Source organism: Bacillus sp. EB106-02-03-XG38 (assembly GCF_058792175.1).
This window is the reverse complement of record NZ_JBYTED010000007.1, coordinates 79,875-101,591: the sequence shown is the minus strand read 5'-3', so window position 1 is coordinate 101,591 and position 21,717 is coordinate 79,875. Positions and strand designations below refer to the sequence as shown.

The window sequence follows — 21,717 nt, the reverse complement described above, 5'->3', positions numbered from 1 at the left end:
AAATATTTAAACAAACGTTTGATTAAAAAAGCACAAACCCTTTAAAAATGTAGGTTTGTGCTTTTTCTTTAAAACATAATTGATATTAAGAGCATTCCAATTCCGATAGAAGTGAATGTTGCGATAAGGCCTGGAATCATAAAGCTATGATTTAAAACATATTTACCAATGCCAGTTGTACCAGTGCGATCAAAGTTGATGGCAGCAACGATTGTTCCATAGTTTGGAATGAAGAAGTATCCATTTACTGCAGGGAACATTGCGATTAGTAGTGCTGGTGGAATACCGAGTGATAATCCAAGAGGCATTAAAGCACGTACTGTTGCGGCTTGGCTATATAGTAAAATAGATAGAATGAATAATGCGATGGCAAATAGCCATGGTGCACTTGTTACTAGGTGTTGAATTGATCCTTGAATCATATTTAAGTTTCCATTAAAGAAAGTATCTCCCATCCAAGCGATACCGAAAATAGCAACAACTGCTGTTGCTCCCGCTTTAAAGACGTTACCTGACACGATGCTTTCTACATTTGGTTTACAGAAAATAATAATAAGGGCTGCGATCGTTAACATAACCATTTCAATTGTGTTTGGCATGGAAAGACGAGTTAACTTCCCGTCGACCATCCATCCTGGACGAAGTGCTTCAAATGAACCGAGAAGTACAACAAGGAAAGTTCCTACTAAGAAAAGGATAACGGATAGTTTAGCGCCTTTTAAGCCAACAAATTCTTTCTTCTCTTCAATTTTAGGAATCATTCCTTCTTTTAAACGTTTCAAGTATTCAGGGTCTTCATTTAGTTCTTTCCCCATTTTGCTAGCAACAAATGCAGCTACCATACAAGCGATGAAAGTAGAAGGGATACTTACTTTTAAAATATCTAATAAAGTGATTTTATAGTCAGCTAACATTGCTAAAAGTGCAACTGTTGCAGCTGATATAGGACTAGCTGTAATTGCTTGTTGGGAAGCGATTACGGCAATTGACATCGGTCGTTCCGGTCTAATCCCAGATTCGCGAGAGACTTCTGCGATAACAGGAAGTACAGAATAAGCAACGTGACCAGTTCCTGCGCAGAGTGTAAATAAATAAGTAACAATTGGAGCAAAGAATGTAATACGCTTTGGATTTTTTCGTAATGCTTTTTCAGCCAGATGAACAAGGTAGTCCATTCCTCCAGCGGCTTGAAGTGCACCGGCAGCTGTAATTACTGCTAAAATCATAAGCATTACATCAATAGGAGGAGCTGTAGGTTGTAAATGGAAGACGAAAACAAGTATTGCCATACCGACGCCACCCATTACTCCTAAACCAACTCCACCTAGGCGTGCGCCAATAAAAATGCAGAGTAGTAACGTAAGAAATTGTAGCCAAAACATGATAAACTACCTCCGAAATTCGTTAGTTAAGATATATTTGAATAATTTAATTTGAACGAAAATTAAAATAAATACTCAAAATAATCCTTGTGTTTCATACATTTTTTATTATATAACACAAGAAATGTAACATTCACGAACTTTGTTAAATTATTTCGAAAAAATAATACATTGAAACTTTACATTTACATCTATAAATAGGTAGACATTTTAATTTTTATGTTGTAATCTTTGATAGAGAATAATTTAATTCTCATAGAACTCCCATATCGTTCAACTCGTTCAGCGAGAAAGGCAAACTGATGGAAACATTAGGACGCAAAACTACAGGAGCTAAGGCCGAAAGGCTATGCTAGCCAGTTACCGGACGGATAGGGTTGGTCTTGACCAATGCTCTTTTCATTGGTCTTTTTTTTATTTGTAAACAAATGAGAACCTTTATCAATTGTTAATGAGGTTTATATTTTAATAGTCTTAATTTATCCGACTTTAATGGGCAGTAAGACCCCCACCTCAAAATGCAGCGAAAGCAAAGAATTTAGGTGGGGGATCAACTCCTCATAAAAGTCCGATTGGTTCAACTAATAATCAGTGGGGGATGAAGAAAATCCCCACTGATTAAAGTTTCACTTTATATTACGTTAATTAAGAAAGGTGATGTTAATGGAAAAATATTGGCACAAGCTATCATTTCTTCAAAAAAATGTATTGTTAACTGTGCTAGTTATTTTGACGCTTGTTGGTACTATGGGAGCGTTAAGTTTTAACATGTTTCAAAATAGCATGATGTCTATATTTGAAAGGCATTCTTTTGAAACAGGAGATACGGTATTACATAAATTAGACGCGGAAATATTAAGAGATGTTGCAAAAGACCCAACGGCAGAAGGAGAAAAGAGAGAGAAGTTAACAGAGAAATTAGATGAATCAACGGAAGAATTGAACAGTGTTGGACAAACATATATTGTTGGAGCGAAAAAAAATGAAAAAGGTGAGCTACAAATCATTGATTTGTCTACAGGTTTAGCAAATGTTGTTGAAGTAAGGCCAGGAGAATATTATAAACAACCAGATCTTTGGATGGAAGCATATGATAAAGTAATGAGCACAAAAAAAGCAAACATGACAGTAGTATATGAAGATGCATTAGGAACATGGGTAACGATATTAGAGCCAATTACAGATGGAGAAGGTAACATTGTGGCACTTGTTGCAGCTGATGTAGATGCCTCTATTGTTCCTAGTACAAAGGAAAAGTTCATTATACAAGGTTTAATGTTTATTTGTATTTCTGTTCTAATTGCAACGGTTATTCAATTCCTAATCGTACGTAACGCACTTGCTCCATTGCGGGATTTACGTGAAGGATTGCGCAAAGTCGGAGAAGGTGACTTAAGTATTAAATTAGAGGAAAGACCAGATGATATTGGTATTATTAATGCGTATTTTAATAATACCATCGAGAAGTTTAAAGGAATTATAGATAAAGTAAAGCAGACAGCAGAACAGGTTTCCTCATCTTCACAAGAATTGTCAGTGAGTACGAAAGAGAATAGCATGGCAGTCCAAGGAATCGTAAGTTCTATAGTTGAGTTAAGAGCTGGCGTTCAATTACAAGAAACTGCAGTACCAAAGTATTTAGATATTATATATGAAATGGAAGATAGGATGGAAGAGATAACGAATACTGCAAAACAAATGGCGAAAGAGTCTGAAGGTACAAACCATCATTCAGTAAAAGGAAATGGTATTATTGAACAGACGATTAATCAAATGAACATCATACAAAATGCAGTACAAAATTTATCTTCTATTATTTATACTTTGGAAAAAAGATCAAAAGAAATTAGTGACATTGTAACAGTAATTACCGGTATTTCAAATCAAACGAATTCGCTAGCTCTAGATGCTACTACTATTGAAATTTCATGTGCTGAGGAAACTGGTGAGAGATTTGTCGTTGTTGCGGATGAAGTACGTAAATTAGCAGAGCAGACGGAAGCATCAGCAAAAGATATAGCAAAATTAATAGGGGAAATACGAGCTGGTACGGAAGAAGCTGTTGTTTCAATTCAAAATACTTTAAAAGAAGTAGAATCTGGAATGAAACTTGTTGAAAGTAGTGGTGCTTTCTTTGGTGAAATTTCAAAATCAGCACAATCTGTTACAAATCAAGTTAGAGTTGTTTCTGACAATTCAAGTGATATATTGCAAAATAGCCAAAATATTGTTCGGGTTGTAAATGAACTATCACTTATCGCAAATACGTATGCAAATAGTAGTAATAATATTGAAGAAAGTATGAAAGAACAGGAAATGTCTGTACAGGATATTGCTGAATTAGCCAGTTCTTTAAGCTGGCTTTCACAGGAGTTACAAGAGTTAATTGGTGAATTCAAAAGTTAAATGAAATGATTATACGTACTTTTGTTTGTTCAATAAAATAAATCATGCTACAATGAAAACGAATTAAGGACCGGGGAGCCAATTGGCTGAGAGGATGTAAACAAACATCGACCCTCAACCTGATCTGGATAATGCCAGCGTAGGGAGTTACTTAAAGTGATGTAGCATATGTTATTCTATAATAACTTGCATACAAGGCTTTCCTACGCAGTAGGAAAGCCTTTTCTTGTTTTAATATTTCATATTATAAGGGGGATTTTACTATGTCACAACAAGTTACAATTTCATTTTCAGTAGTACCACAAGCGAAGAACAAAGATGTGTATTCTGTTGTTGATAAAGCAATTGAGGTTGTACAACAATCGGGAGTTCGTTATGAAGTAGGGGCAATGGAAACAACGCTGGAAGGAGAATTAGATGTACTTCTTGATGTCATTAAACGTGCACAACAAGCGTGTGTGGATGCTGGAGCAGAAGAAGTAATTACTTCTATTAAAATCCACTATCGTCCAAGCACTGGTGTAACGATAGATGAAAAAGTTTGGAAGTACCGTGATGAATATGCAAAACCAGAAGCAATCTAAAATAATTACAACAATTTGGCTTATCCTTCTCATTGCGATATGGGAAGGATCTGTTTCATTATTTAAAATTGAACCTTGGATTTTACCGAAGCCTTCTGCCATTGTTCAAGAGTTAATAGGAATGAAAGATTTACTATTACCGAATACGATGCAAACGTTGCAAGAGGTTATAATTGGACTGTTCTTTGCTATTTTAATTGGGACAAGTATTGCAATTATTATGGACGTTATTCCTTTATTTCGTATTTTAATAAATCCATTGCTTGTTATTTCTCAAACGATTCCAATCGTTGTACTTGCACCGTTATTTATTATTTGGTTTGGGTATGGAATGTTACCGAAAGTAATGGTAGTCATACTCGTTTGTTTCTTCCCGATTGCGCTTAGCATTTTAGAAGGTTTTCAAACAGTAGATAAAAATATGTTGAAGTTGTTGCAAACCATGAAGGCAACGAAATGGCAAATTTACCAGAAAGTAAAGTTTCCAGCAGTACTTCCATACTTTTTCTCAGGTTTAAAAATTGCAGTTACATATAGCGTAATGGGAGCGATTATTGGAGAATGGCTCGGTGCCAGTGAAGGATTAGGAGTTATGCTTACGAGGGCTACGAAATCCTTTTTAACAGCCCGAGTATTTGGTGTTGCAGCAATTATTGTTATGGTGACATTATGCCTGTATTTTATCGTAGAGTTTATGGCAAGAATAACAGCACCATGGATATATAGAAAGGACGGCAGAAAATGAAAAAAGGTTTAAAAGTTATGTTGGCTGCCTTATTAGCAGTAGGTGTGGTTGGGTGTAACCCAGCGAAGAAAGAAGAAAGTGCGAGTAAATATCAAAAAGTAAAAGTAGTATTAGATTGGTTTCCGAATACGAATCATACTGGCTTATATGTAGCGCAAGCGAAAGATTATTATAAAAAGCAAGGCTTAGATGTGGAAATTATTCAGCCTGGTGATAATGTGACAGCGGAGCAAATGATAGCTTCAGGAAAAGCTGACTTCGCAATAAGCGCACAAGAAAATGTAACGTTGGCTCGTGTGGAAGGGATTCCCGTTGTATCTGTCGGAGCGATTATTCAGCATAACACTTCAGCTTTTGCATCGCTTAAGAAAGATAACATGACTTCACCGAAAGATTTTGAAGGCAAACGCTACGGAGGCTGGGGAGGACCAGCAGAAGAAGCTACATTAAAGACAATTATGGAGAAACATCAAGTTGATTTTAATAAAGTTGAAAAAATCATCTTAGGACAAACCGATTTCTTTAAATCAATCGGCCGTGATGCAGACTTTGAATGGATTTATTACGGATGGGATGGAATTGAAGCGAAGCGCCAAGGAAAAGAGTTAAATACGATTATGGTGAAAGATTTAGACCCAGCGCTTGATTTCTATAGTCCTGTTATGATTACGAGTGAAAAACATACGAAACAAGATAAAGACTTTGTGAAAAAGTTTATGAGTGCAACGACAGATGGTTATAATTTTGCAATTAAAGAACCGAAAGAAGCTGCTGATATTTTAATTAAAGCTGTTCCAGACGTGAATAAAGACTTAGTACAAGAAAGTCAAAAGTGGTTAAGTACGAAGTATCAAGATGATGCAAAAGCATGGGGAGTACAGAAGGAAGAAGTTTGGACGAATTACATGAATTTCTTATATGATAACAAAGTTATTAAGAAGAAAATTGATGTAAAAGATGCCTTTACAAATGAGTTCCTTCCTAGCGAAAAATGAGTGGATTACAAATAAAAGATATTGTGAAATCTTTCGATGGAAAGAATGTATTAGCAAATATTAGTGCTTCTATACAAGAGGGAGAGTTTGTTTCTTTTGTAGGACCGAGTGGTTGCGGGAAAAGCACATTATTAAATATGATTGCAAATGTTGAAAATCCAACAAGCGGGAATGTAACCTATAAGGATACGCACGTACGAGAGCAAGATGTCGTAAGCTATATGCCACAACAAGATTTATTACTACCGTGGCGATCGGCATTGCAAAATATAGTGCTGCCATTGGAAATCGAAGGTAAACCGAAAAAACAAAGGCTGACAGAGGGAATGGAAGCATTAAAGCAGTTTGAACTAGATGAATATGCAGACCATTATCCAGATGAATTGTCAGGTGGTATGCGTCAAAGGATTAGTTTTCTGCGCACATATTTATGTGAAAAGCCAATTATGCTACTTGATGAACCTTTTGGTAAATTAGACGCTTTTACAAAAATGGAAGTACATAGCTGGCTTTTAAACTCTTGGCACCAAGAGAAGCAAACAATCGTTATGGTTACACATGACTTGGATGAGGCTATCTTACTTTCGGATCGCGTATTTATTTTATCTCAAAGGCCAGCATCAATAGTTGGCGAGGTACAAGTGAAATTACCTAGGCCGAGAACGATGGATATGTTAACATCACTTGAGTTAAAGCAGGATAAGGAAGAAATTTTGAGAGTATTAGCTCCTTATATGAAAAAATAGAAAAAGCCTTTTAACAGTTTTTGGTATAATCGCTGTTAAGAGGCTTTTTTGTATAGGGGGAGAAAGATGAAATCTATAGAGCAAATAGTTGATTCGTTAACAGCTGATAATCTTGAAGAAGGAAAGTCCTTATTAAAAAATCATATGTTATTAATGAAGTATGGTATGGGATATCACGAATTAAAAGAAGAAGAAATGACAGAAATTTTAAAGTGGGTTCAAGGCCGAAATCAATTGAGAGAAGAAGTTCCGGAATTATGTGATTTACATTTAATTAAAAAGTTTCAATCGCTATTAGATGAATTTATTCATTCTATAATTTCAAATGGTTATGTAGAAGACGCGGTAGAAATTTTAGAGAGTGTATTAAAAAGTATGGGAGCAGTCGCTCATATTGTAAAAATTATGTTTGTTGGCAAAAGAAAAGTTAATAGAAATTCTTTAGAAATGGTAGAAGAGTTAAAACGAGAGTGCTACAACTTAATGGAACAGCGTGCAGCTATCGGGTTACATGCTCAAATCTTTCACGTTTTAGGATTTGTTCATTCGATTCAGTTTGATTTAGAAGAAAGGTCACAGGAACATGGGCGAAGTGTAATAGGATTTTTAACAGATTTTAAAACGAATGAATTGAAGTCTGTGCAACAATTCCAAACTGAAGATCCTATCCCAGAAGTGAAAAATATAGTGAGTAAAGAGTATGGGATAGAATTACAAAGAAGAATTTATATGTGGAAATCGTTAACAATTATCTTTACAAGTCCATATGCATTAGAAAAGATGTATAAAGAAATTTATGCAGAAAACGATAAAATGGAGAAGGAACAAAAGAAAAAATAGAGAATAGAATATAAAAGAGTAGTTTATACTCTTAATATAACAAATGTTAAAGGAGTGAAAGGATAAAATGACTTTATCAACTGTTCTTCAAATGGTTTTAGCTTGATACGGGAGAAGTCTGCCCATTTTTAATGATTAAGCTAAATTGAAGACAGCAGGTAAAGAACCTTAATCCTTTTTTACGATAATATGTAATGGGTAAGGTGTATTCACCTTACCCATTTTTTGTATGTACAATTAAATAAGGATTTATACTGTTGCGCTCTCTATTTAGCTTATGAACTATAAGTAAAGGAGAGAAAAAATGAGTATATTAACAGTAGAAAATTTAAGTCATTCGTATGGTGAGAAAACCATTTTATATAATGCGTGTTTTCGACTATTAAAGGGCGAGCATGTTGGATTAGTAGGGGGAAATGGAATTGGAAAATCAACATTGTTAAAGATTTTAACAGGAGAGCTTATACATGATGATGGGAACATTGAATGGTTTCCACATGTGAAGGTAGGTTTTTTACAGCAGCATATGGATTTACAAGAGGGAATCACAATTGAAGGATATCTACAAAGTGCATTTTCGGATTTGTATGAGATTGAACGCAAAATGTTAAAAATTGCAGAAGAAATGGTTGGAGCAGAAGAAATAGAAAAACTGTTAGTAAGATATGGAGAATTACAAACTATATTGGAAAGCTCTAATTTCTATCACATTCATACAGAAATTGAAGAAATAGCAGTCGGTTTAGGGTTATTTGAAATAGGGCTTAAAAAGGACGTTTCAAAGTTAAGTGGAGGACAGCGAACAAAGTTATTACTTGGGAAGCTCCTTTTAGAAAAAGCTGATGTTTTATTGCTAGATGAGCCAACAAATTATTTAGATACAGCTCATATAGAATGGTTGCAATCGTATTTGAGACTGTATGAAAAAGCTTATGTGATCATTTCGCATGATGAACTATTTTTGAACAGTATTACAAATATTATTTATCATCTAGAAGGAGGGAAAGTAAAGCGATACGTAGGAAATTATGAAAAGTTTGTACAAAGTTATCAAGTGCAAAAGAAACAATTACAATCGGCGTATGTGAAACAACAAAAAGAAATTTCTCAGTTAGAAACATTTATTCAAAAAAATAAAATTCGAAAAGCGAAACAGGCTAAAAGTCGAGAGAAAGTATTGGAGAAAATGCAAAGGGTTGAAAAGGTTACTCATGTAACTCGACCCCGTTTTGATTTCAATGTTTATGAGGAGCCAGTAAGTCGTATATTGCAAGCTGAGCAACTAAGGATAGGTTATAGTGATCCGTTATGTCCAGAGTTGAATTTACAAGTAAAAAAAGGCGAAAAGATAGCGGTTATTGGTCATAATGGAATTGGAAAAACGACGATGTTAAAAACGTTATTAGGTCAAATAAAGCCGCTAAGTGGTTCAATTTCTGTTGGCGATCGAGTAAATCCTGCCTATTTTGCACAGGAAGAGTTTGCTTCAGAAACAACACCATTAGAGAAAGTTTGGGCAGAACGACCAGATATGACAAGGAAAGAAGTACGCCAAGCATTAGCAAAGTGTGGATTGAAAGAAGAACACGTATTAAAACCTATCCGTTTATTAAGCGGTGGGGAACAAACGAAAGTACGTTTATGCGAACTTATCGTAATGAGAAGCAATGTTTTAATTTTAGATGAACCAACTAATCATTTAGATATAGAAACAAAGAAGGCATTGCAGGAAGCGTTACAACAATATACAGGAACAGTTTTACTTGTCTCACATGAGCCTTCTTTCTATGAAGCATGGATAACAAAAGTATGGAATATAGAAGAATGGAACGCTGAACAATAGGGATAAAGAAAAGGCATTAGCTTGTATAAGCTAATGCCTTTTCTTTGTGATTAACATGATTTTCGAGAACTCTTACATGAGAATTGTATGAAGAAGCACTCTTATGGTGCGCTTATAAGCGTGCTTTTTCTTTTGTTATATTTATAATCATACTAGATGCCTTTCCCTAATAGGCGACTATCTTTCTTTATATATAGATAGTTTGAAATGGAATGAAAACTAATTCCTATATGTAAAGGATAATGTGATTGGTATAGGAAGACAATAGAAATTAAAGGGAATTCATGTAAAATTCAGATGAACTTCACACTAACTTCATATTGGAAACTAAATATAATTATAATAGGTTATTATGATGTTTGTTTGTGATTTTTCATAAAATTAAAAGTTTGAATTTAGGATAGAGCACTCAAACCTAAATTCAAACTTTAGTGAAATAATTAATGGAGATTACGTTTAGTTTTCGCTAATGGATGCATTTACAAGTTCAGCAGGGTTGCCTGTTCCTGCCCCTCCGATTGTAACCGATCCTCCAGGAGGAATTTCACCATTCCATCCTGCATTCGTAATTACGTAATGATTATTTATTTTACTACTAATTTTAGAATCCCAAACTTGTGTTAAATTGCCGTTGTAATCAAATTCTAATTTCCAGTTTTTAATAGGGGTCGTTCCACTATTTTTAATTACAATCGAGAAGTTGTAACCACTTCCCCAGTTTGAAGTGACTGAAAAAGTAGCATTCCCATTTCCATCAGGAGGTGTTGTGTTAGCATCGTCTGTTTTTACAATAATAGAAGTAGGCTGTGATCTATTTCCAGAAGCATCTTTTGCTATTATTGAAAATGTGTATTCTGTATTAGATTTTAAGTTTTTAATTGTAATGCTATTTGTAGTTGTACTCCATTTCTCCTCTCCGGCAGTAATTTCATATTCCGTAACTCCTACGTTATCAGTAGATGCAGTCCAGTTTAATTGAACAGAGTTTGAGTTTTTATTTGTAACAGCGATGTTTTTTACGTTTGTTGGTGATTCAGTATCTTTTTGAGTAATAGGTCCACCAAGTAACTCTTTTACTAGCGTATCAAGTAATTTAGGTCCATTACAATTATATTTTGGACTTGTACGGCAATCCCCGCTTAGTTCCCAAAACATTGCGCCACTTAAACCTTTTGTTTTTATATAGTCTGTTTTATATTTCATAGATTCGCTGTCATCATAGCTAATAAACGTGCCTGTAGTCGCATTATATAAATAAGGTACTTTCGCTACATCGTTCCAATAGCGAACAAAACCATTTTTATTAACATAATTAGCTGCTAAATCACCATAATCGTACACACCTGTGTCACCGGTAGAATAATCATCCCAAGTTCCTTTAGAAGCGAGTTTTCCATCACTACCTGGCTTACAAGGTTGGTATTGGCCGTTATTTTCTTTTCCGCAACTTTTCCATCCACGTCCGTAAAAAGGTACACCTAATACGAGTTTATCAGCTGGAACCCCTTCATTTGTATAAATATCTATCGCACCATCTACATAAAATTTCGTATCCGCTGCTGGGTCATTTGGGTCTTTGTATAGAGCTGCATTATGGTTAGAAGTAGCTTCCCATCCACCATGGAAATCATATGTCATAATATTAATCCAATCCAGTATTTGAGAAATTTTCTTTAGCTCTGTATGATCCGCATAACGTTGGCTTGCACCTGACGCGATTGTTAGTAAATATTGTTTCCCATCTTCTGCACCAGCTTTCGTTAATGCATTTCGAACATCTTGAAGGAGTAGGGTGAAGTTTTGCTTATCTTCAGGACGATAACTACCACCAGGAATTGTTTGAACGCCTGGGTATTCCCAATCTAAATCAACACCGTCAAATCCATATTCGCGAAGAAAAGCTACTGTAGATTCAGCGAATACTTTTCTTGTTTTTTCATCGGCGGCCATGTCAGAAAAGCGGTTAGACCAAGTCCAGCCACCAACGGAAATAATTGTTTTTAAGTGAGGATACTTAGCTTTTAATCGTTTCAGTTCTCCGAAATTTCCGCAACGGGCGTATTTATCACAATCTTCCCAAGTTGTACCTGATCCCGGATAAGATTTTGTGACATCAGCCCATGGTTCGCCGAGTACGAGAGTACCATTAGGAACCTCTTTATTTTGCAGTGGTACACCAGATTCTTTACAGTTCCACGTTTGTTTATTTGGATTATCGGGGTGAGTAGAAGGGTTTCCGTGTTTTCCATTCCAGCAAATATCAGCGAAAGCATAGTTTAAATGAGTTAGCTTTGATGCATCAATGTCTGCAACTTGATAATTACGTCCGTAAATGCCCCAAGAAGGAAAATACCCAACAATTTTTTGACCTTGCTTTGGTGAATCTGCTAATGCGAAATTTGGAGTAATAAAGTTTGTGAGAAAAAGAGGTAAGAAGAGTAGTAGGGATAGTAATAGCAGCGTGAATTTTTTTGATTTCATAGTCATTTCTCCTTTCAAAATAAAAGATATATTTAAAGGCATGCGCCAATAAACCAAAATGAAACGTCTAGATAAAAATGATCAGACATCACGAAGTCTATACAAGGGAGCTGGGGTGATTAAATCGTAGCAAATGTAAGATTTGGTGTAAACGCTTTATTGGATTCGAAAAGACTTTCTCAATATGAAATGGCTCTAATACAGATTACACATGAAAATAAAATATTGATTAGGGAGGAAAGGGCTTCTTGGAATTAAATTTGAGAAAAAATTGTATGAAGTCAATTTGTAATAGCGTAGCAAGATGAGAAAATATCATGTAAAATAATAGTAAAAATATGTAAAGGAGCGAATGGTGTGGATGTCTTTTTGAACATTGCTGAAGAAAAAATTAGACAAGCAATACGGAATGGAGACCTTGATTATATTCCGGGAAAAGGAAAACCACTACAATTAGAAGACCTTTCAATGGTACCTCCAGAACTTAGAATGAGTTATAAAATTTTAAAAAATGCGGGTATGATTCCACCAGAAATGGAACTACAAAAAGATATATTAAAAATAGAAGACTTAATTGCGTGCTGTTATGATGAAGCAGAGAGAAAAAAATTACAAGAAGAGTTAACAGCAAAAACGCTGCGTTTTCAGCAGGTAATGGAAAAGAGGAAAATGAAAGATAGTTCAGTTTTTCGTATGTACCAAGGTAAAGTATTTCGTAAATTACGCTAAGAGGGATAAGATGAATACATTTGAAACGATAGAAGAATTATCGACATATATTGAAGAACAACAATTAGTACTTCTGTTTATTAAAACAGAAAATTGTAGTGTTTGTGATGTTATGTTAAGAAAAGTAAATGGTGTATTAGAGAATTATGATTACGTAGAAAAAGTAGAAATATTACTACAAGACATGCAAGAAATTGCAGGGCGATATGCAGTATTTACAGGGCCAACAGTTTTATTATTTTATAATGGAAAAGAGATCCTTCGTGAATCTCGCTTTATTTCACTTGAAAATCTAGAGAGAACTATTCAATTATTCGAAGATTAAGGGAGGTTTTTATATGGAATTTATTATTTTCATACTATTATTTGTTGTAGTTGGAATAATTGTAACAGCAGTTAGATCAAACAAAAAGAAGGTAAATCTTACGAAACAAAATAACATTCATAATTCATCTAACAGTTCATCACCATTATTTTTCTTTGCTGGGTCTGATAATGATAGCTCGCATGATTGCGGAGGATCTTTTGGCGGAGATAGCGGAGGCAGCTGCGATGGTGGTGGAGGTGGCGGTGATTGATGAGAATACGCCATATAGGGCGTATTTCTTTTTAAACAAACGTTTGTTTAGTTGACTTACATACGCATAAAAACAGTTAAACAAACGTTTGATTACATATTTTTAACGTACTAAGGGGAATGGAAATGAAAAGGGAACCGAAAGTGAAAAACAAGGGGAAAGTAATGTTATTTTTATTAGCTGCGGGAGGCGTATTTCTTGTTAAACTAGGATTTAAAATTGGAATCATACATATGATTCGAACGTGGTTTGAAAGTACGTTTTCTTAAATAAGGAATATAGCCTCTTGCGATAGAGGTTTTTTATTTGTTATTATTAGACTGAACGGTCGGTTTAAAGAGGTGTAAATATGAGAAGAAGCGCAGAAGAGATAAAGAAAGAAATTGCATATAAAGCAGAAAGTCTGTTTTCACAGAAGGGCTATGCAGCTACATCTATGGAAGAGATTTGTGAAATTACAGAGCGAAGTAAAGGAAGCATTTATTATCACTTTAAAAGTAAAGAAGAATTATTTTTATTTGTAGTAAAACAGCATACGTATGATTGGCTTGAAAAATGGAATGAAAAGGAGAAGTTGTATAGTACGAATACTGAAAAACTATATGGTCTCGCGGAATATCATGTAGAGGACATACAGCAACCAATTTCAAATGCAATAGAGGAATTCTCTATGAGCCAAGTCGTAAGTAAAGAGATTTTGGATGAACTATTAGCTTTAACTAGAGAATCATATGTTATGTTTGAGAAACTAATTGAAGCTGGTATACAGTCTGGAGAGTTTCGTGAAGATAATACGCGCGATCTTATGTATATTGTGAATGGATTATTATCAGGGCTTGGAGTACTTTATTACGAGTTAGATTATAAAGAGCTGAAACGTATTTATAAAAAGGCAATAGATGTATTGTTAAAAGGAATGGCAGCTGAATAATAGGTCAGTTGCTTTTCTTACAAAACAAATTAGACCGAACGGTCGGTTTATGAAAGGGGAATGAAAATGAACGCTTTATTTAAAAATCGAGCATTTATGCTCGTTATGGCATCTGATATTTTACAACAATTTGCAATTTGGATTAGAAATATGGCTCTTTTGTATTTCATAATGGAGCGAACGAATAATGATCCAGTTTCCGTTTCATTGTTATCGGTTATGGAATATGCACCTATTTTTATTTTCTCGTTTATCGGTGGTGCGCTAGCGGATCGCTGGAATCCGAAAAGAACAATGGTCGCTGGAGATGTATTAAGCGTACTGTCTATTATAGGAATTGTCTTGTTGTTAAAGCTGGATTATTGGCAGGCTATATTTTTTGCAACACTCATTTCCGCGATTGTAGGTCAATTTTCTCAGCCATCATCTTCGCGTATATTTAAGCGCTACGTAAAAGAAGAACAGATAGCAAATGCGATTGCATTTAACCAAACATTACAGTCATTATTTATGATTTTCGGACCAGTGGTAGGATCGCTTGTGTATACACAACTTGGTTTATTTACGTCACTATATAGCTTAATCATTTTATTTTTGTTATCTGCTATCGCTCTTTCGTTTTTACCAAAATGGGTGGAACAAGAGCAAGTGGCGAGAGATTCATTGAAAAATGATATAAAAGAAGGTTGGAAGTACGTTCTTCATACGAAAAATTTACGTATGATTACGATCACTTTCACCATTATGGGCTTAGCTGTTGGACTAACGAATCCGTTAGAGGTGTTTCTTGTAATAGAGCGTCTTGGAATGGAAAAGGAAGCAGTGCAATATTTAGCAGCAGCTGATGGCATAGGTATGTTAATTGGTGGTATTGTTGCTGCAGTTTTCGCTTCAAAAGTGAATCCGAAAAAGATGTTTGTATTCGGTATGAGTATATTAGCGATGTCATTTTTAGTGGAAGGGCTATCTACATCATTTTGGGTTACTAGTTTTATGAGATTTGGAACAGGTATTTGTTTAGCTTGTGTTAATATCGTTGTCGGTGCGCTTATGATTCAACTTGTACCAGAAAATATGGTTGGAAGAGTAAATGGGACGATTTTACCGTTGTTTATGGGGGCAATGTTAATTGGGACTTCACTAGCTGGCGGATTAAAGGAAATGACCTCACTAGTTACCGTATTTTGTATAGCAATGTCACTTATTTTATTAGCAATAGGTCCGGTTTTACGTATGCAAATAAAGAAAGAAGATGTTGTTAATCAAGAGGAAATGACGAATTCATTGGTTTCGAAATAGCTATTGTAAGGGGGCTGAATTGCTCCCTTTTCTCATGACGATCTTTTGACAAGGAAATGTACCGACTATATACTAATGTTGTAAAAACGATTTTACATGTTAGGAGAAAAGATGTGAAAAATCAAATTTATGAATTACGCACTGAAAATAATATTTCACAAGGTGCATTAGCTGATAAGTGTAAAGTTTCAAGACAGACGATAAATGCAATTGAGAATAATAAATATGATCCAAGCTTAGCGTTAGCTTTTCGTTTAGCGGAAGTATTAGGAACAACTGTTGATAAACTATTTTTGTATAAGATGTAGCGTCTTTCGTTGTGGGGCGTTATCAATAAAAGAGCCTCTTCTTATTTGAAGAGGCTCTTTTTCTTATAGCGTTTTCGTTGTGGGGCTCGGTGGTGTAACGGATGTATTATTTTCGGGAACTCTAGTTAATAAGAATCCACCGATAATGAACAGTACAATAATACTAAGGACACCAGCGTTTGTTTTTCCTGTTAATTGCGTTGTAACACCGACTAATACTGGACCCATAATCGCGGCAAACTTGCCAAATATATTATAAAATCCGAAGAATTCATTCGCAGATTCTTTAGGTACTAGTTTTGCAAAATAGGAACGACTAAGTGCTTGAATCCCGCCTTGAGAAGTGGCAACTAACATTGCTAAAATCCAGAAATCGAGTGTCGTTTTTAAGAAATAGGCATATGTGCAGATAATGATATAAATAATAATACCGACATATAGCATCTTTTTACCTGTAAATGTTTCTGATAATTTTCCGTATAATAAAGCGAATGGACAAGCTACAATTTGTGTGACGAATAAGATGATTAATAGATTCGTTGCACTAATACCAAGATCTGTTCCGTAAGCGGTGGACATAGTAATAATTGTATCGACCCCGTCAATGTAGAAGAAGTAAGCGATTAGGAACATGAATACTGTTTTATATTCTTTAATATTTTTAAAAGTGGCAGCAAGGCGTTTGAAGCTCATTGTAATTGGTCTAGGGTGACGCTCGATATAGTGTGTTTGCTCTACGTTTTTTAGCATTGGAATTGTAAATAACCCCCACCAAAGAGCCGTTATCGCGAATGAAATTTGACTAGCGATGCCAACGGATAAAGGAATAGTTCCTTTTTGAGCAAGAATAATAAGAGCGATACAACCGATAAAAGGAATAGTACTCCCAATATAACCTAACGCAAAGCCTCTCGTAGAAATTCGGTCCATTCTATCTTCAGAAGTGACATCTACTAAAAATGCATCATAAAAGATATTTGCCCCAGCAAAACCGACTAATGCTAGCATATAGCACCCTAGTAATAAGTACCACTGAGATGTTGGGACGACTGCTAGCATACTTGTAAATACGATACCGAGTCCAAAGAAGAATGTGAAAAATCGTTTTTTAAATCCTTTATAATCAGCGACTGTGCCGAGAATAGGAGCAAGTATAGAAATTAAAAGTGTTGCGAACGAGTTTGCATATCCCCAATATGCTGTTGAAGTTGCCCCAGATAGTCCAGCTTCTTTTGCAGCTGCTTTAAAGTAAATTGGAAATAATGCAGTTGTAATGACGAGCGAATATACGGAGTTCGCCCAATCGTATAATATCCAGCTTTTTTCTTGTCTGGACATTTTTTTCATATAATGTTCCCCCTTAAATTTGTTCTACTAACAGTGTACAAAAATAAAAATTATAAAAAGAGAAACAGTGATGATTTTTACATAACTTTTACATATATACACAGTTCTTTACAATTGGAGTAAATCCTCTACAATTGATCCGTCTGTTTCACCTAAGTGTAAACCGAGTAGTCTAGCGATAGTTGGGCCCTCATCAATAAGTCTCATATATGGTATGGTAATGCCGCTTTTTATCCCTTTCCCGGCAGCTATGAAAATTGTTTCATAGTTAGGTTTTGTTGGAGAGTATCCATGCGTACCAAATGTATATTTTTTATTAGGCGTAACATCTTTTTCAGTAATTTCTTTTATAAAATCTCCTGTATAGTTTTCAGTGAAATAATACCCTTCTCGTGCTTCTAACATGAATAAACAATTGCCATCTGCACCGCATTCCTTCGCGTCCTCATCATGAAGTATAAATTCAATACCGTTTTGTTTATTTTGAAGTAGTTCTTCAAGTAGTAGTTGTACATCTCGAATTGTATCGGTATCGTTCTTGTCTTTCACATATACATAGGCAGATCCGTCACAACTTTGGCAATAGACCTTCCAGTCTATTAATTTTCCTTTTGAATTTATAGATATAAGCCCTTTTTGATGAAATAGTACATTTAATTGAATGGCTCTGTTTTCACTTAAAGCGCTATGATCACCAAGAGCGATAATTGTACTTTCTTCGTATAGGTCACTGTCTTTTAAAGCTTGAATAATTTTCCCTAGCCGTTCGTCATGTCTATGAATTGCAGCTATTGTTTCTTTTGATTCAAAGCCGTGATAGTGTCTTTGGGTGTCTAAATCGGTGAAATGTACGAACATGACATTCGGCTTCTTCGTCTGGATTGTATGCACAGCAGAAGCAAGTACGAAATCATCGAGTTCGGGTTGTGACAGTCCATTTCGTATATGGCCGAAACGACGATTTAAATCTAATTGATATAGCGGGCTACCGCTAAATAATGAAACTAAAACTTGATTTTGCCACGGCCTATTTGGAAAGATTTCTGGTAAATTGTAATCAATATTTGCTCTGCCGGTAACAGGCCATAGCAGGGCAGCTGTCGTTAAATTTGCTTTACGTGCTTCATCGTATAATGTTGTTCCTTTAATAGATTTTCGGTACCAATGCCAATCTGGTGACTGGCGCCCAGGTTGAAGTAATGTATTGCTAACTACGCCATGTTTATTAGGATAGTTTCCAGTAACGATTGTTGAGTGACTTGGGTATGTTACAGAAGGATAAATTGGTTCTACTTTTTCGACAACCGTGCCCTTTTTTATTAGAGATTGGAAGTGAGGTAATTTTTGTAGTATAGGAAAATCTAAAGCTGATAAACAGTCGAATGATAAAATGATGACACGATTCGTTAATGCTTTATCCATAAAGTAATCCTCCTAATTATATGAAACCTATTACTATATATTACTATTAATACCTAGTAATAAAAATATGTTTTTGAATAAAATTTATTATTTATTTTCAGAAAAGTTAAACATATAATTAAGTATAAGGGAATGAATGAAAGGAGGGAATACTGTGGATCTGCTAGATGGATTTGGTATCTTCTACATCATTGGTGGAATTACAATTATTCTTGTATTCGCTATTTCGTATTTACTAAAGAAACGGTTTCCAGACAAGCAGTTTGATATTATATTTGCACTTAGTTTAATACTTCTTTGCTTAGCGTCCTTTCCCGTTACAATGATGGTTATTGGTGGATGGGAAGGAATGGGATATGGATTTATTGGTTTCTTCGTCCTACTGGGCACACTTATTGGTATGATTGCACATCAACTTTTAAAAATCTCGCGAAAAAGCTACGTATAAAACTGTAAAAAATGAAAAGAATATAAAAATAAGAAAATTCACTCTTGTTTTAGGGTGAAATTTATATTATGATATTCAACAAATTTATTTCGTTATAACGATGAAAAAGGACTAGTACATGTTCAACCTTTTTAGCAGAGAGAGAATCCGTCAGGCTGAAAGATTCTTAAAAAGGCGATATGGAACCTACCTTTGCGTTCTGCATATGCAGCGGGAATTTCCCGTTATCAAAAAGAGAGCATGCGCAATTTTTGTGCATGAATCAGGGTGGTAACGCCGGCAAAGCTCGGTCCCTATTTAGGGACACGGGCTTTTTTGTATTTTCTAGAAGGAGGAAGACTGACTATGGCAAAAGAACAAGTACAAGCAATTACGAAGATGGAAGAGGACTTTGCACAGTGGTACACAGATATTGTAAAAAAAGCAGAACTTGTTGATTATTCAAGTGTAAAAGGGTGTATGATTCTACGCCCGTACGGTTATGCCTTATGGGAAAATATGCAAAAGGTTATGGATGAGAAGTTAAAAGCAACTGGTCATGAAAATGTGTATATGCCAATGTTTATTCCAGAGAGTTTATTGCAAAAAGAGAAGGATCATGTAGAAGGGTTTGCTCCTGAAGTAGCATGGGTGACACATGGCGGGGATGAAAAATTAGCGGAAAGACTTTGTATACGCCCTACATCTGAAACTTTATTCTGTGAGCACTTTTCAAAAATTGTGCAATCCTATAATGATTTGCCAAAGTTATATAATCAGTGGTGTTCAGTAGTTCGTTGGGAAAAGACAACGAGGCCATTCCTTCGTACAACGGAGTTCTTATGGCAAGAGGGACATACAATTCATGAAACAGCAGAAGAATCTCAAGCTGAAACGTTAAATATTTTAAATCTATATGCTTCTTTCTGTGAAGACTACTTAGCGATACCAGTAATTAAAGGACAAAAAACAGAAAAAGAAAAATTTGCGGGCGCAAAGGCAACTTATACAATTGAAAGTTTAATGCATGATGGGAAAGCACTTCAAACAGGAACATCCCATAACTTTGGAACGAACTTCTCAGAAGCATTTGATATTAAGTTTTTAGATCGTAACGGTAAGTGGCAATATGTACACCAAACATCTTGGGGAGTATCAACAAGGATGATAGGTGGACTTATTATGGTTCATAGTGATAATAATGGGCTTGTAATGCCTCCTAAAGTCGCACCAGTGCAAGTTGTTATCGTACCGATTGCTCAGCATAAAGAAGGAGTTTTAGCGAAAGCAACAGAGTTACAAGGGCATATTCAAAAGGTTGCACGCGTGAAAATAGATGCTAGTAATAAAACACCGGGCTGGAAATTTAATGAGTATGAAATGAAGGGCATTCCAATTCGATTAGAAGTTGGGCCTAAAGATATTGAAAAGAATCAAGTTGTACTTGTAAGAAGAGATACGAAAGAAAAAGAATTTATATCAATGGATCAATTAGAAAAACGTATTCCAGCATTACTTGAGGAAATTCATGACTCTTTATTTAATAAGGCAAAAGTATTTCGTGATGAGAATACGTATAGTGCAACGAATTTTGAAGAGATGAAAAAAGTAGCTGATGAAAAGCAAGGATTTATTAAGGCAATGTGGTGCGGAGAATTAGCTTGTGAAGAGAAACTAAAAGAAGAAGTTGGAGTATCTTCTCGCTGTATGCCTTTTGAGCAAGAGCGTTTAGCTGACGAATGTATTTGTTGTGGTAAAGAAGCTAAACAAATGGTGTATTGGGGAAAAGCGTATTAATAATCTTTCTGATAAGTGATAAAAAGGACTTTGGGCTGCATAATAAAATGCAACCTAAAGTCCTTTTAGTTTTTACAATTTATCCCGCTTTAATGGGCAGTAAGACCCCACCTCAAAATGCAGCGAAAGCAAAGAAGTTAGGTGGGGGATCAACTGCCCATTAAAGTTTCACTTTATTTCATGTATTTTTTAGATGGAAGGATTTGTTTTATTTTGCGTTTTTACGGCGGATAAATAGTAACATACCAATTAGGAATGTTGAAAGTCCCATTAAAATAGATGCCGGATAATGTGTTGCGGTATTCGGTAACTTATCGCCTTGTTTTTTCGCGTTATCTTTTACGTTACCCCCTTGAGAATCATCACTACCTTGAGAGCTGCTATCGTCTTTAACACTGCCGCCAGAGCCGTTACCACCAGAACCACTGCCACCAGAGCCACTGCCACCAGAGCCATTGCCACCGGAACCGTTGCCACCAGAGCCATTGCCACCGGAACCGTTGCCACCAGAGCCATTGCCACCGGAACCGTTGTCGCCGGAACCACTGCCACCAGAGCCACTGCCGTCAGAGCCATTGCCGCCGGAACCGTTACCGCCGGAACCGTTGCCACCAGAACCGTTGTCACCCGAACCATTGCCACCAGAGCCACTGCCGTCAGAGCCGTTGCCGCCGGAACCATTGCCACCAGAGCCACTGCCACCAGAGCCATTACCACCGGAACCGTTGCCGCCAGAACCATTGCCACCAGAGCCACTGCCGCCAGAGCCGTTGCCACCGGAACCGTTGTCACCCGAACCATTGCCACCAGAGCCACTGCCGTCAGAGCCGTTGCCGCCGGAACCATTGCCACCAGAG

Annotated in this window: 21 protein-coding genes, 2 riboswitches and 1 other annotated feature; of the genes, 16 read left to right on the top strand and 5 right to left on the bottom strand. The window is 35.9% G+C overall.

Annotated features, from left to right (window positions below):
- Positions 1 to 68 precede the first annotated feature (68 nt).
- On the bottom strand, positions 69 to 1,382 hold the full coding sequence (locus tag AC3WTI_RS24770; RefSeq protein WP_097840573.1) for an anaerobic C4-dicarboxylate transporter family protein: 1,314 nt from the start codon (positions 1,380 to 1,382) through the stop codon (positions 69 to 71).
- 283 nt (positions 1,383 to 1,665) lie between these two features.
- Positions 1,666 to 1,750, top strand: a riboswitch (cyclic di-GMP riboswitch).
- A 295-nt stretch (positions 1,751 to 2,045) separates the two neighbouring features.
- On the opposite strand from AC3WTI_RS24770, the gene AC3WTI_RS24765 reads away from it, so the two are divergent.
- The 7 genes from AC3WTI_RS24765 (at position 2,046) to AC3WTI_RS24735 (ending at position 9,541) form a co-directional block, all read left to right on the top strand.
- A complete protein-coding gene (locus AC3WTI_RS24765; RefSeq protein ID WP_087957327.1) occupies positions 2,046 to 3,788 on the top strand; it encodes a methyl-accepting chemotaxis protein in 1,743 nt (580 codons plus the stop codon).
- A 61-nt stretch (positions 3,789 to 3,849) separates the two neighbouring features.
- Positions 3,850 to 3,951, top strand: a riboswitch (TPP riboswitch).
- A gap of 100 nt (positions 3,952 to 4,051) precedes the next feature.
- Positions 4,052 to 4,372, top strand: a complete 321-nt coding sequence (locus AC3WTI_RS24760; RefSeq protein WP_000082898.1) for an MTH1187 family thiamine-binding protein — start codon at positions 4,052 to 4,054, stop codon at positions 4,370 to 4,372.
- Entirely contained in the window at positions 4,344 to 5,117 is a 774-nt protein-coding gene (locus AC3WTI_RS24755; RefSeq protein ID WP_139365555.1) for an ABC transporter permease, read from the top strand. The genes AC3WTI_RS24760 and AC3WTI_RS24755 overlap by 29 nt, the downstream gene beginning before the upstream one ends.
- The gene (locus tag AC3WTI_RS24750) at positions 5,114 to 6,112 is read left to right on the top strand and encodes an ABC transporter substrate-binding protein (RefSeq protein WP_097840572.1); all 999 of its coding nucleotides are present in this window, start codon (positions 5,114 to 5,116) and stop codon (positions 6,110 to 6,112) included. Before AC3WTI_RS24755 ends, AC3WTI_RS24750 begins: the two co-directional genes overlap by 4 nt.
- Positions 6,109 to 6,858, top strand: a complete 750-nt coding sequence (locus tag AC3WTI_RS24745; protein ID WP_087957325.1) for an ABC transporter ATP-binding protein — start codon at positions 6,109 to 6,111, stop codon at positions 6,856 to 6,858. Before AC3WTI_RS24750 ends, AC3WTI_RS24745 begins: the two co-directional genes overlap by 4 nt.
- Before the next feature lie 66 nt (positions 6,859 to 6,924).
- Positions 6,925 to 7,698 carry a hypothetical protein gene (locus AC3WTI_RS24740; RefSeq protein ID WP_253621468.1) on the top strand — a complete coding sequence of 258 codons (774 nt, stop codon included), beginning with the start codon at positions 6,925 to 6,927 and terminating at the stop codon, positions 7,696 to 7,698.
- 304 nt (positions 7,699 to 8,002) lie between these two features.
- Positions 8,003 to 9,541: an ABC-F family ATP-binding cassette domain-containing protein gene (locus tag AC3WTI_RS24735; protein ID WP_097840570.1), complete on the top strand. Its 1,539-nt coding sequence runs from the start codon at positions 8,003 to 8,005 to the stop codon at positions 9,539 to 9,541.
- A gap of 456 nt (positions 9,542 to 9,997) precedes the next feature.
- Here the strand turns inward: AC3WTI_RS24735 and AC3WTI_RS24730 are convergent, their stop codons facing one another.
- Positions 9,998 to 12,022 carry a glycosyl hydrolase family 18 protein gene (locus AC3WTI_RS24730; RefSeq protein WP_097840569.1) on the bottom strand — a complete coding sequence of 675 codons (2,025 nt, stop codon included), beginning with the start codon at positions 12,020 to 12,022 and terminating at the stop codon, positions 9,998 to 10,000.
- Between the two features lie 357 nt (positions 12,023 to 12,379).
- Here AC3WTI_RS24730 and AC3WTI_RS24725 point away from each other — a divergent pair, with 357 nt between their 5' ends.
- The 7 genes from AC3WTI_RS24725 to AC3WTI_RS24695 all read left to right on the top strand — a co-directional run bounded on the left by AC3WTI_RS24725 (position 12,380) and on the right by AC3WTI_RS24695 (position 15,867).
- Complete coding sequence (locus AC3WTI_RS24725; protein WP_087957321.1) at positions 12,380 to 12,751, top strand: DnaJ family domain-containing protein; 372 nt, start codon at positions 12,380 to 12,382, stop codon at positions 12,749 to 12,751.
- Between the two features lie 10 nt (positions 12,752 to 12,761).
- A complete protein-coding gene (locus AC3WTI_RS24720) occupies positions 12,762 to 13,076 on the top strand; it encodes a thioredoxin family protein (protein ID WP_087957320.1) in 315 nt (104 codons plus the stop codon).
- A 13-nt stretch (positions 13,077 to 13,089) separates the two neighbouring features.
- The gene (locus tag AC3WTI_RS24715; protein ID WP_087957319.1) at positions 13,090 to 13,329 is read left to right on the top strand and encodes a hypothetical protein; all 240 of its coding nucleotides are present in this window, start codon (positions 13,090 to 13,092) and stop codon (positions 13,327 to 13,329) included.
- 125 nt (positions 13,330 to 13,454) lie between these two features.
- Entirely contained in the window at positions 13,455 to 13,598 is a 144-nt protein-coding gene (locus tag AC3WTI_RS24710) for a hypothetical protein (protein ID WP_000817976.1), read from the top strand.
- Positions 13,599 to 13,678: 80 nt separating this feature from the next.
- Positions 13,679 to 14,260 carry a TetR/AcrR family transcriptional regulator gene (locus tag AC3WTI_RS24705; RefSeq protein WP_001254435.1) on the top strand — a complete coding sequence of 194 codons (582 nt, stop codon included), beginning with the start codon at positions 13,679 to 13,681 and terminating at the stop codon, positions 14,258 to 14,260.
- Positions 14,261 to 14,326: 66 nt separating this feature from the next.
- A complete protein-coding gene (locus tag AC3WTI_RS24700; RefSeq protein WP_087957318.1) occupies positions 14,327 to 15,559 on the top strand; it encodes an MFS transporter in 1,233 nt (410 codons plus the stop codon).
- 56 nt (positions 15,560 to 15,615) lie between these two features.
- On the top strand, positions 15,616 to 15,867 hold the full coding sequence (locus tag AC3WTI_RS24695; protein WP_002078892.1) for a helix-turn-helix transcriptional regulator: 252 nt from the start codon (positions 15,616 to 15,618) through the stop codon (positions 15,865 to 15,867).
- A gap of 63 nt (positions 15,868 to 15,930) precedes the next feature.
- Here AC3WTI_RS24695 and AC3WTI_RS24690 read toward each other — a convergent pair whose 3' ends face one another.
- Positions 15,931 to 17,214 (bottom strand): MFS transporter, encoded by a 1,284-nt coding sequence (locus AC3WTI_RS24690; RefSeq protein WP_087957317.1) that lies wholly within the window; start codon positions 17,212 to 17,214, stop codon positions 15,931 to 15,933.
- A 108-nt stretch (positions 17,215 to 17,322) separates the two neighbouring features.
- A complete protein-coding gene (locus tag AC3WTI_RS24685) occupies positions 17,323 to 18,636 on the bottom strand; it encodes an alkaline phosphatase family protein (RefSeq protein WP_087957316.1) in 1,314 nt (437 codons plus the stop codon).
- Between the two features lie 154 nt (positions 18,637 to 18,790).
- Between AC3WTI_RS24685 and AC3WTI_RS24680 the strand changes: the two genes are divergently transcribed.
- Positions 18,791 to 19,084 carry a YesK-like family protein gene (locus tag AC3WTI_RS24680; RefSeq protein ID WP_033692393.1) on the top strand — a complete coding sequence of 98 codons (294 nt, stop codon included), beginning with the start codon at positions 18,791 to 18,793 and terminating at the stop codon, positions 19,082 to 19,084.
- A 91-nt stretch (positions 19,085 to 19,175) separates the two neighbouring features.
- Positions 19,176 to 19,382 (top strand) — a binding site (T-box leader).
- 47 nt (positions 19,383 to 19,429) lie between these two features.
- On the top strand, positions 19,430 to 20,860 hold the full coding sequence (gene proS, locus AC3WTI_RS24675; protein ID WP_087957315.1) for a proline--tRNA ligase: 1,431 nt from the start codon (positions 19,430 to 19,432) through the stop codon (positions 20,858 to 20,860).
- Positions 20,861 to 21,068: 208 nt separating this feature from the next.
- Here proS and AC3WTI_RS24670 read toward each other — a convergent pair.
- On the bottom strand, positions 21,069 to 21,717 hold a 649-nt coding region (locus tag AC3WTI_RS24670), incomplete at its 5' end, for an LPXTG cell wall anchor domain-containing protein (RefSeq protein WP_492304471.1).

Excerpts from the sequence above, each read along its gene's own strand:
- AC3WTI_RS24770 (WP_097840573.1), bottom strand. The coding sequence starts at position 1,382 with ATGTTTTGGCTACAATTTCTTACGTTACTACTCTGCATTTTTATTGGC.
- AC3WTI_RS24765 (WP_087957327.1), top strand. The coding sequence starts at position 2,046 with ATGGAAAAATATTGGCACAAGCTATCATTTCTTCAAAAAAATGTATTG.
- AC3WTI_RS24760 (WP_000082898.1), top strand. The coding sequence starts at position 4,052 with ATGTCACAACAAGTTACAATTTCATTTTCAGTAGTACCACAAGCGAAG.
- AC3WTI_RS24755 (WP_139365555.1), top strand. The coding sequence starts at position 4,344 with ATGAATATGCAAAACCAGAAGCAATCTAAAATAATTACAACAATTTGG.
- AC3WTI_RS24750 (WP_097840572.1), top strand. The coding sequence starts at position 5,114 with ATGAAAAAAGGTTTAAAAGTTATGTTGGCTGCCTTATTAGCAGTAGGT.
- AC3WTI_RS24745 (WP_087957325.1), top strand. The coding sequence starts at position 6,109 with ATGAGTGGATTACAAATAAAAGATATTGTGAAATCTTTCGATGGAAAG.
- AC3WTI_RS24740 (WP_253621468.1), top strand. The coding sequence starts at position 6,925 with ATGAAATCTATAGAGCAAATAGTTGATTCGTTAACAGCTGATAATCTT.
- AC3WTI_RS24735 (WP_097840570.1), top strand. The coding sequence starts at position 8,003 with ATGAGTATATTAACAGTAGAAAATTTAAGTCATTCGTATGGTGAGAAA.
- AC3WTI_RS24730 (WP_097840569.1), bottom strand. The coding sequence starts at position 12,022 with ATGAAATCAAAAAAATTCACGCTGCTATTACTATCCCTACTACTCTTC.
- AC3WTI_RS24720 (WP_087957320.1), top strand. The coding sequence starts at position 12,762 with ATGAATACATTTGAAACGATAGAAGAATTATCGACATATATTGAAGAA.
- AC3WTI_RS24715 (WP_087957319.1), top strand. The coding sequence starts at position 13,090 with ATGGAATTTATTATTTTCATACTATTATTTGTTGTAGTTGGAATAATT.
- AC3WTI_RS24710 (WP_000817976.1), top strand. The coding sequence starts at position 13,455 with ATGAAAAGGGAACCGAAAGTGAAAAACAAGGGGAAAGTAATGTTATTT.
- AC3WTI_RS24705 (WP_001254435.1), top strand. The coding sequence starts at position 13,679 with ATGAGAAGAAGCGCAGAAGAGATAAAGAAAGAAATTGCATATAAAGCA.
- AC3WTI_RS24700 (WP_087957318.1), top strand. The coding sequence starts at position 14,327 with ATGAACGCTTTATTTAAAAATCGAGCATTTATGCTCGTTATGGCATCT.
- AC3WTI_RS24695 (WP_002078892.1), top strand. The coding sequence starts at position 15,616 with ATGTACCGACTATATACTAATGTTGTAAAAACGATTTTACATGTTAGG.
- AC3WTI_RS24690 (WP_087957317.1), bottom strand. The coding sequence starts at position 17,214 with ATGAAAAAAATGTCCAGACAAGAAAAAAGCTGGATATTATACGATTGG.
- AC3WTI_RS24685 (WP_087957316.1), bottom strand. The coding sequence starts at position 18,636 with ATGGATAAAGCATTAACGAATCGTGTCATCATTTTATCATTCGACTGT.
- proS (WP_087957315.1), top strand. The coding sequence starts at position 19,430 with ATGGCAAAAGAACAAGTACAAGCAATTACGAAGATGGAAGAGGACTTT.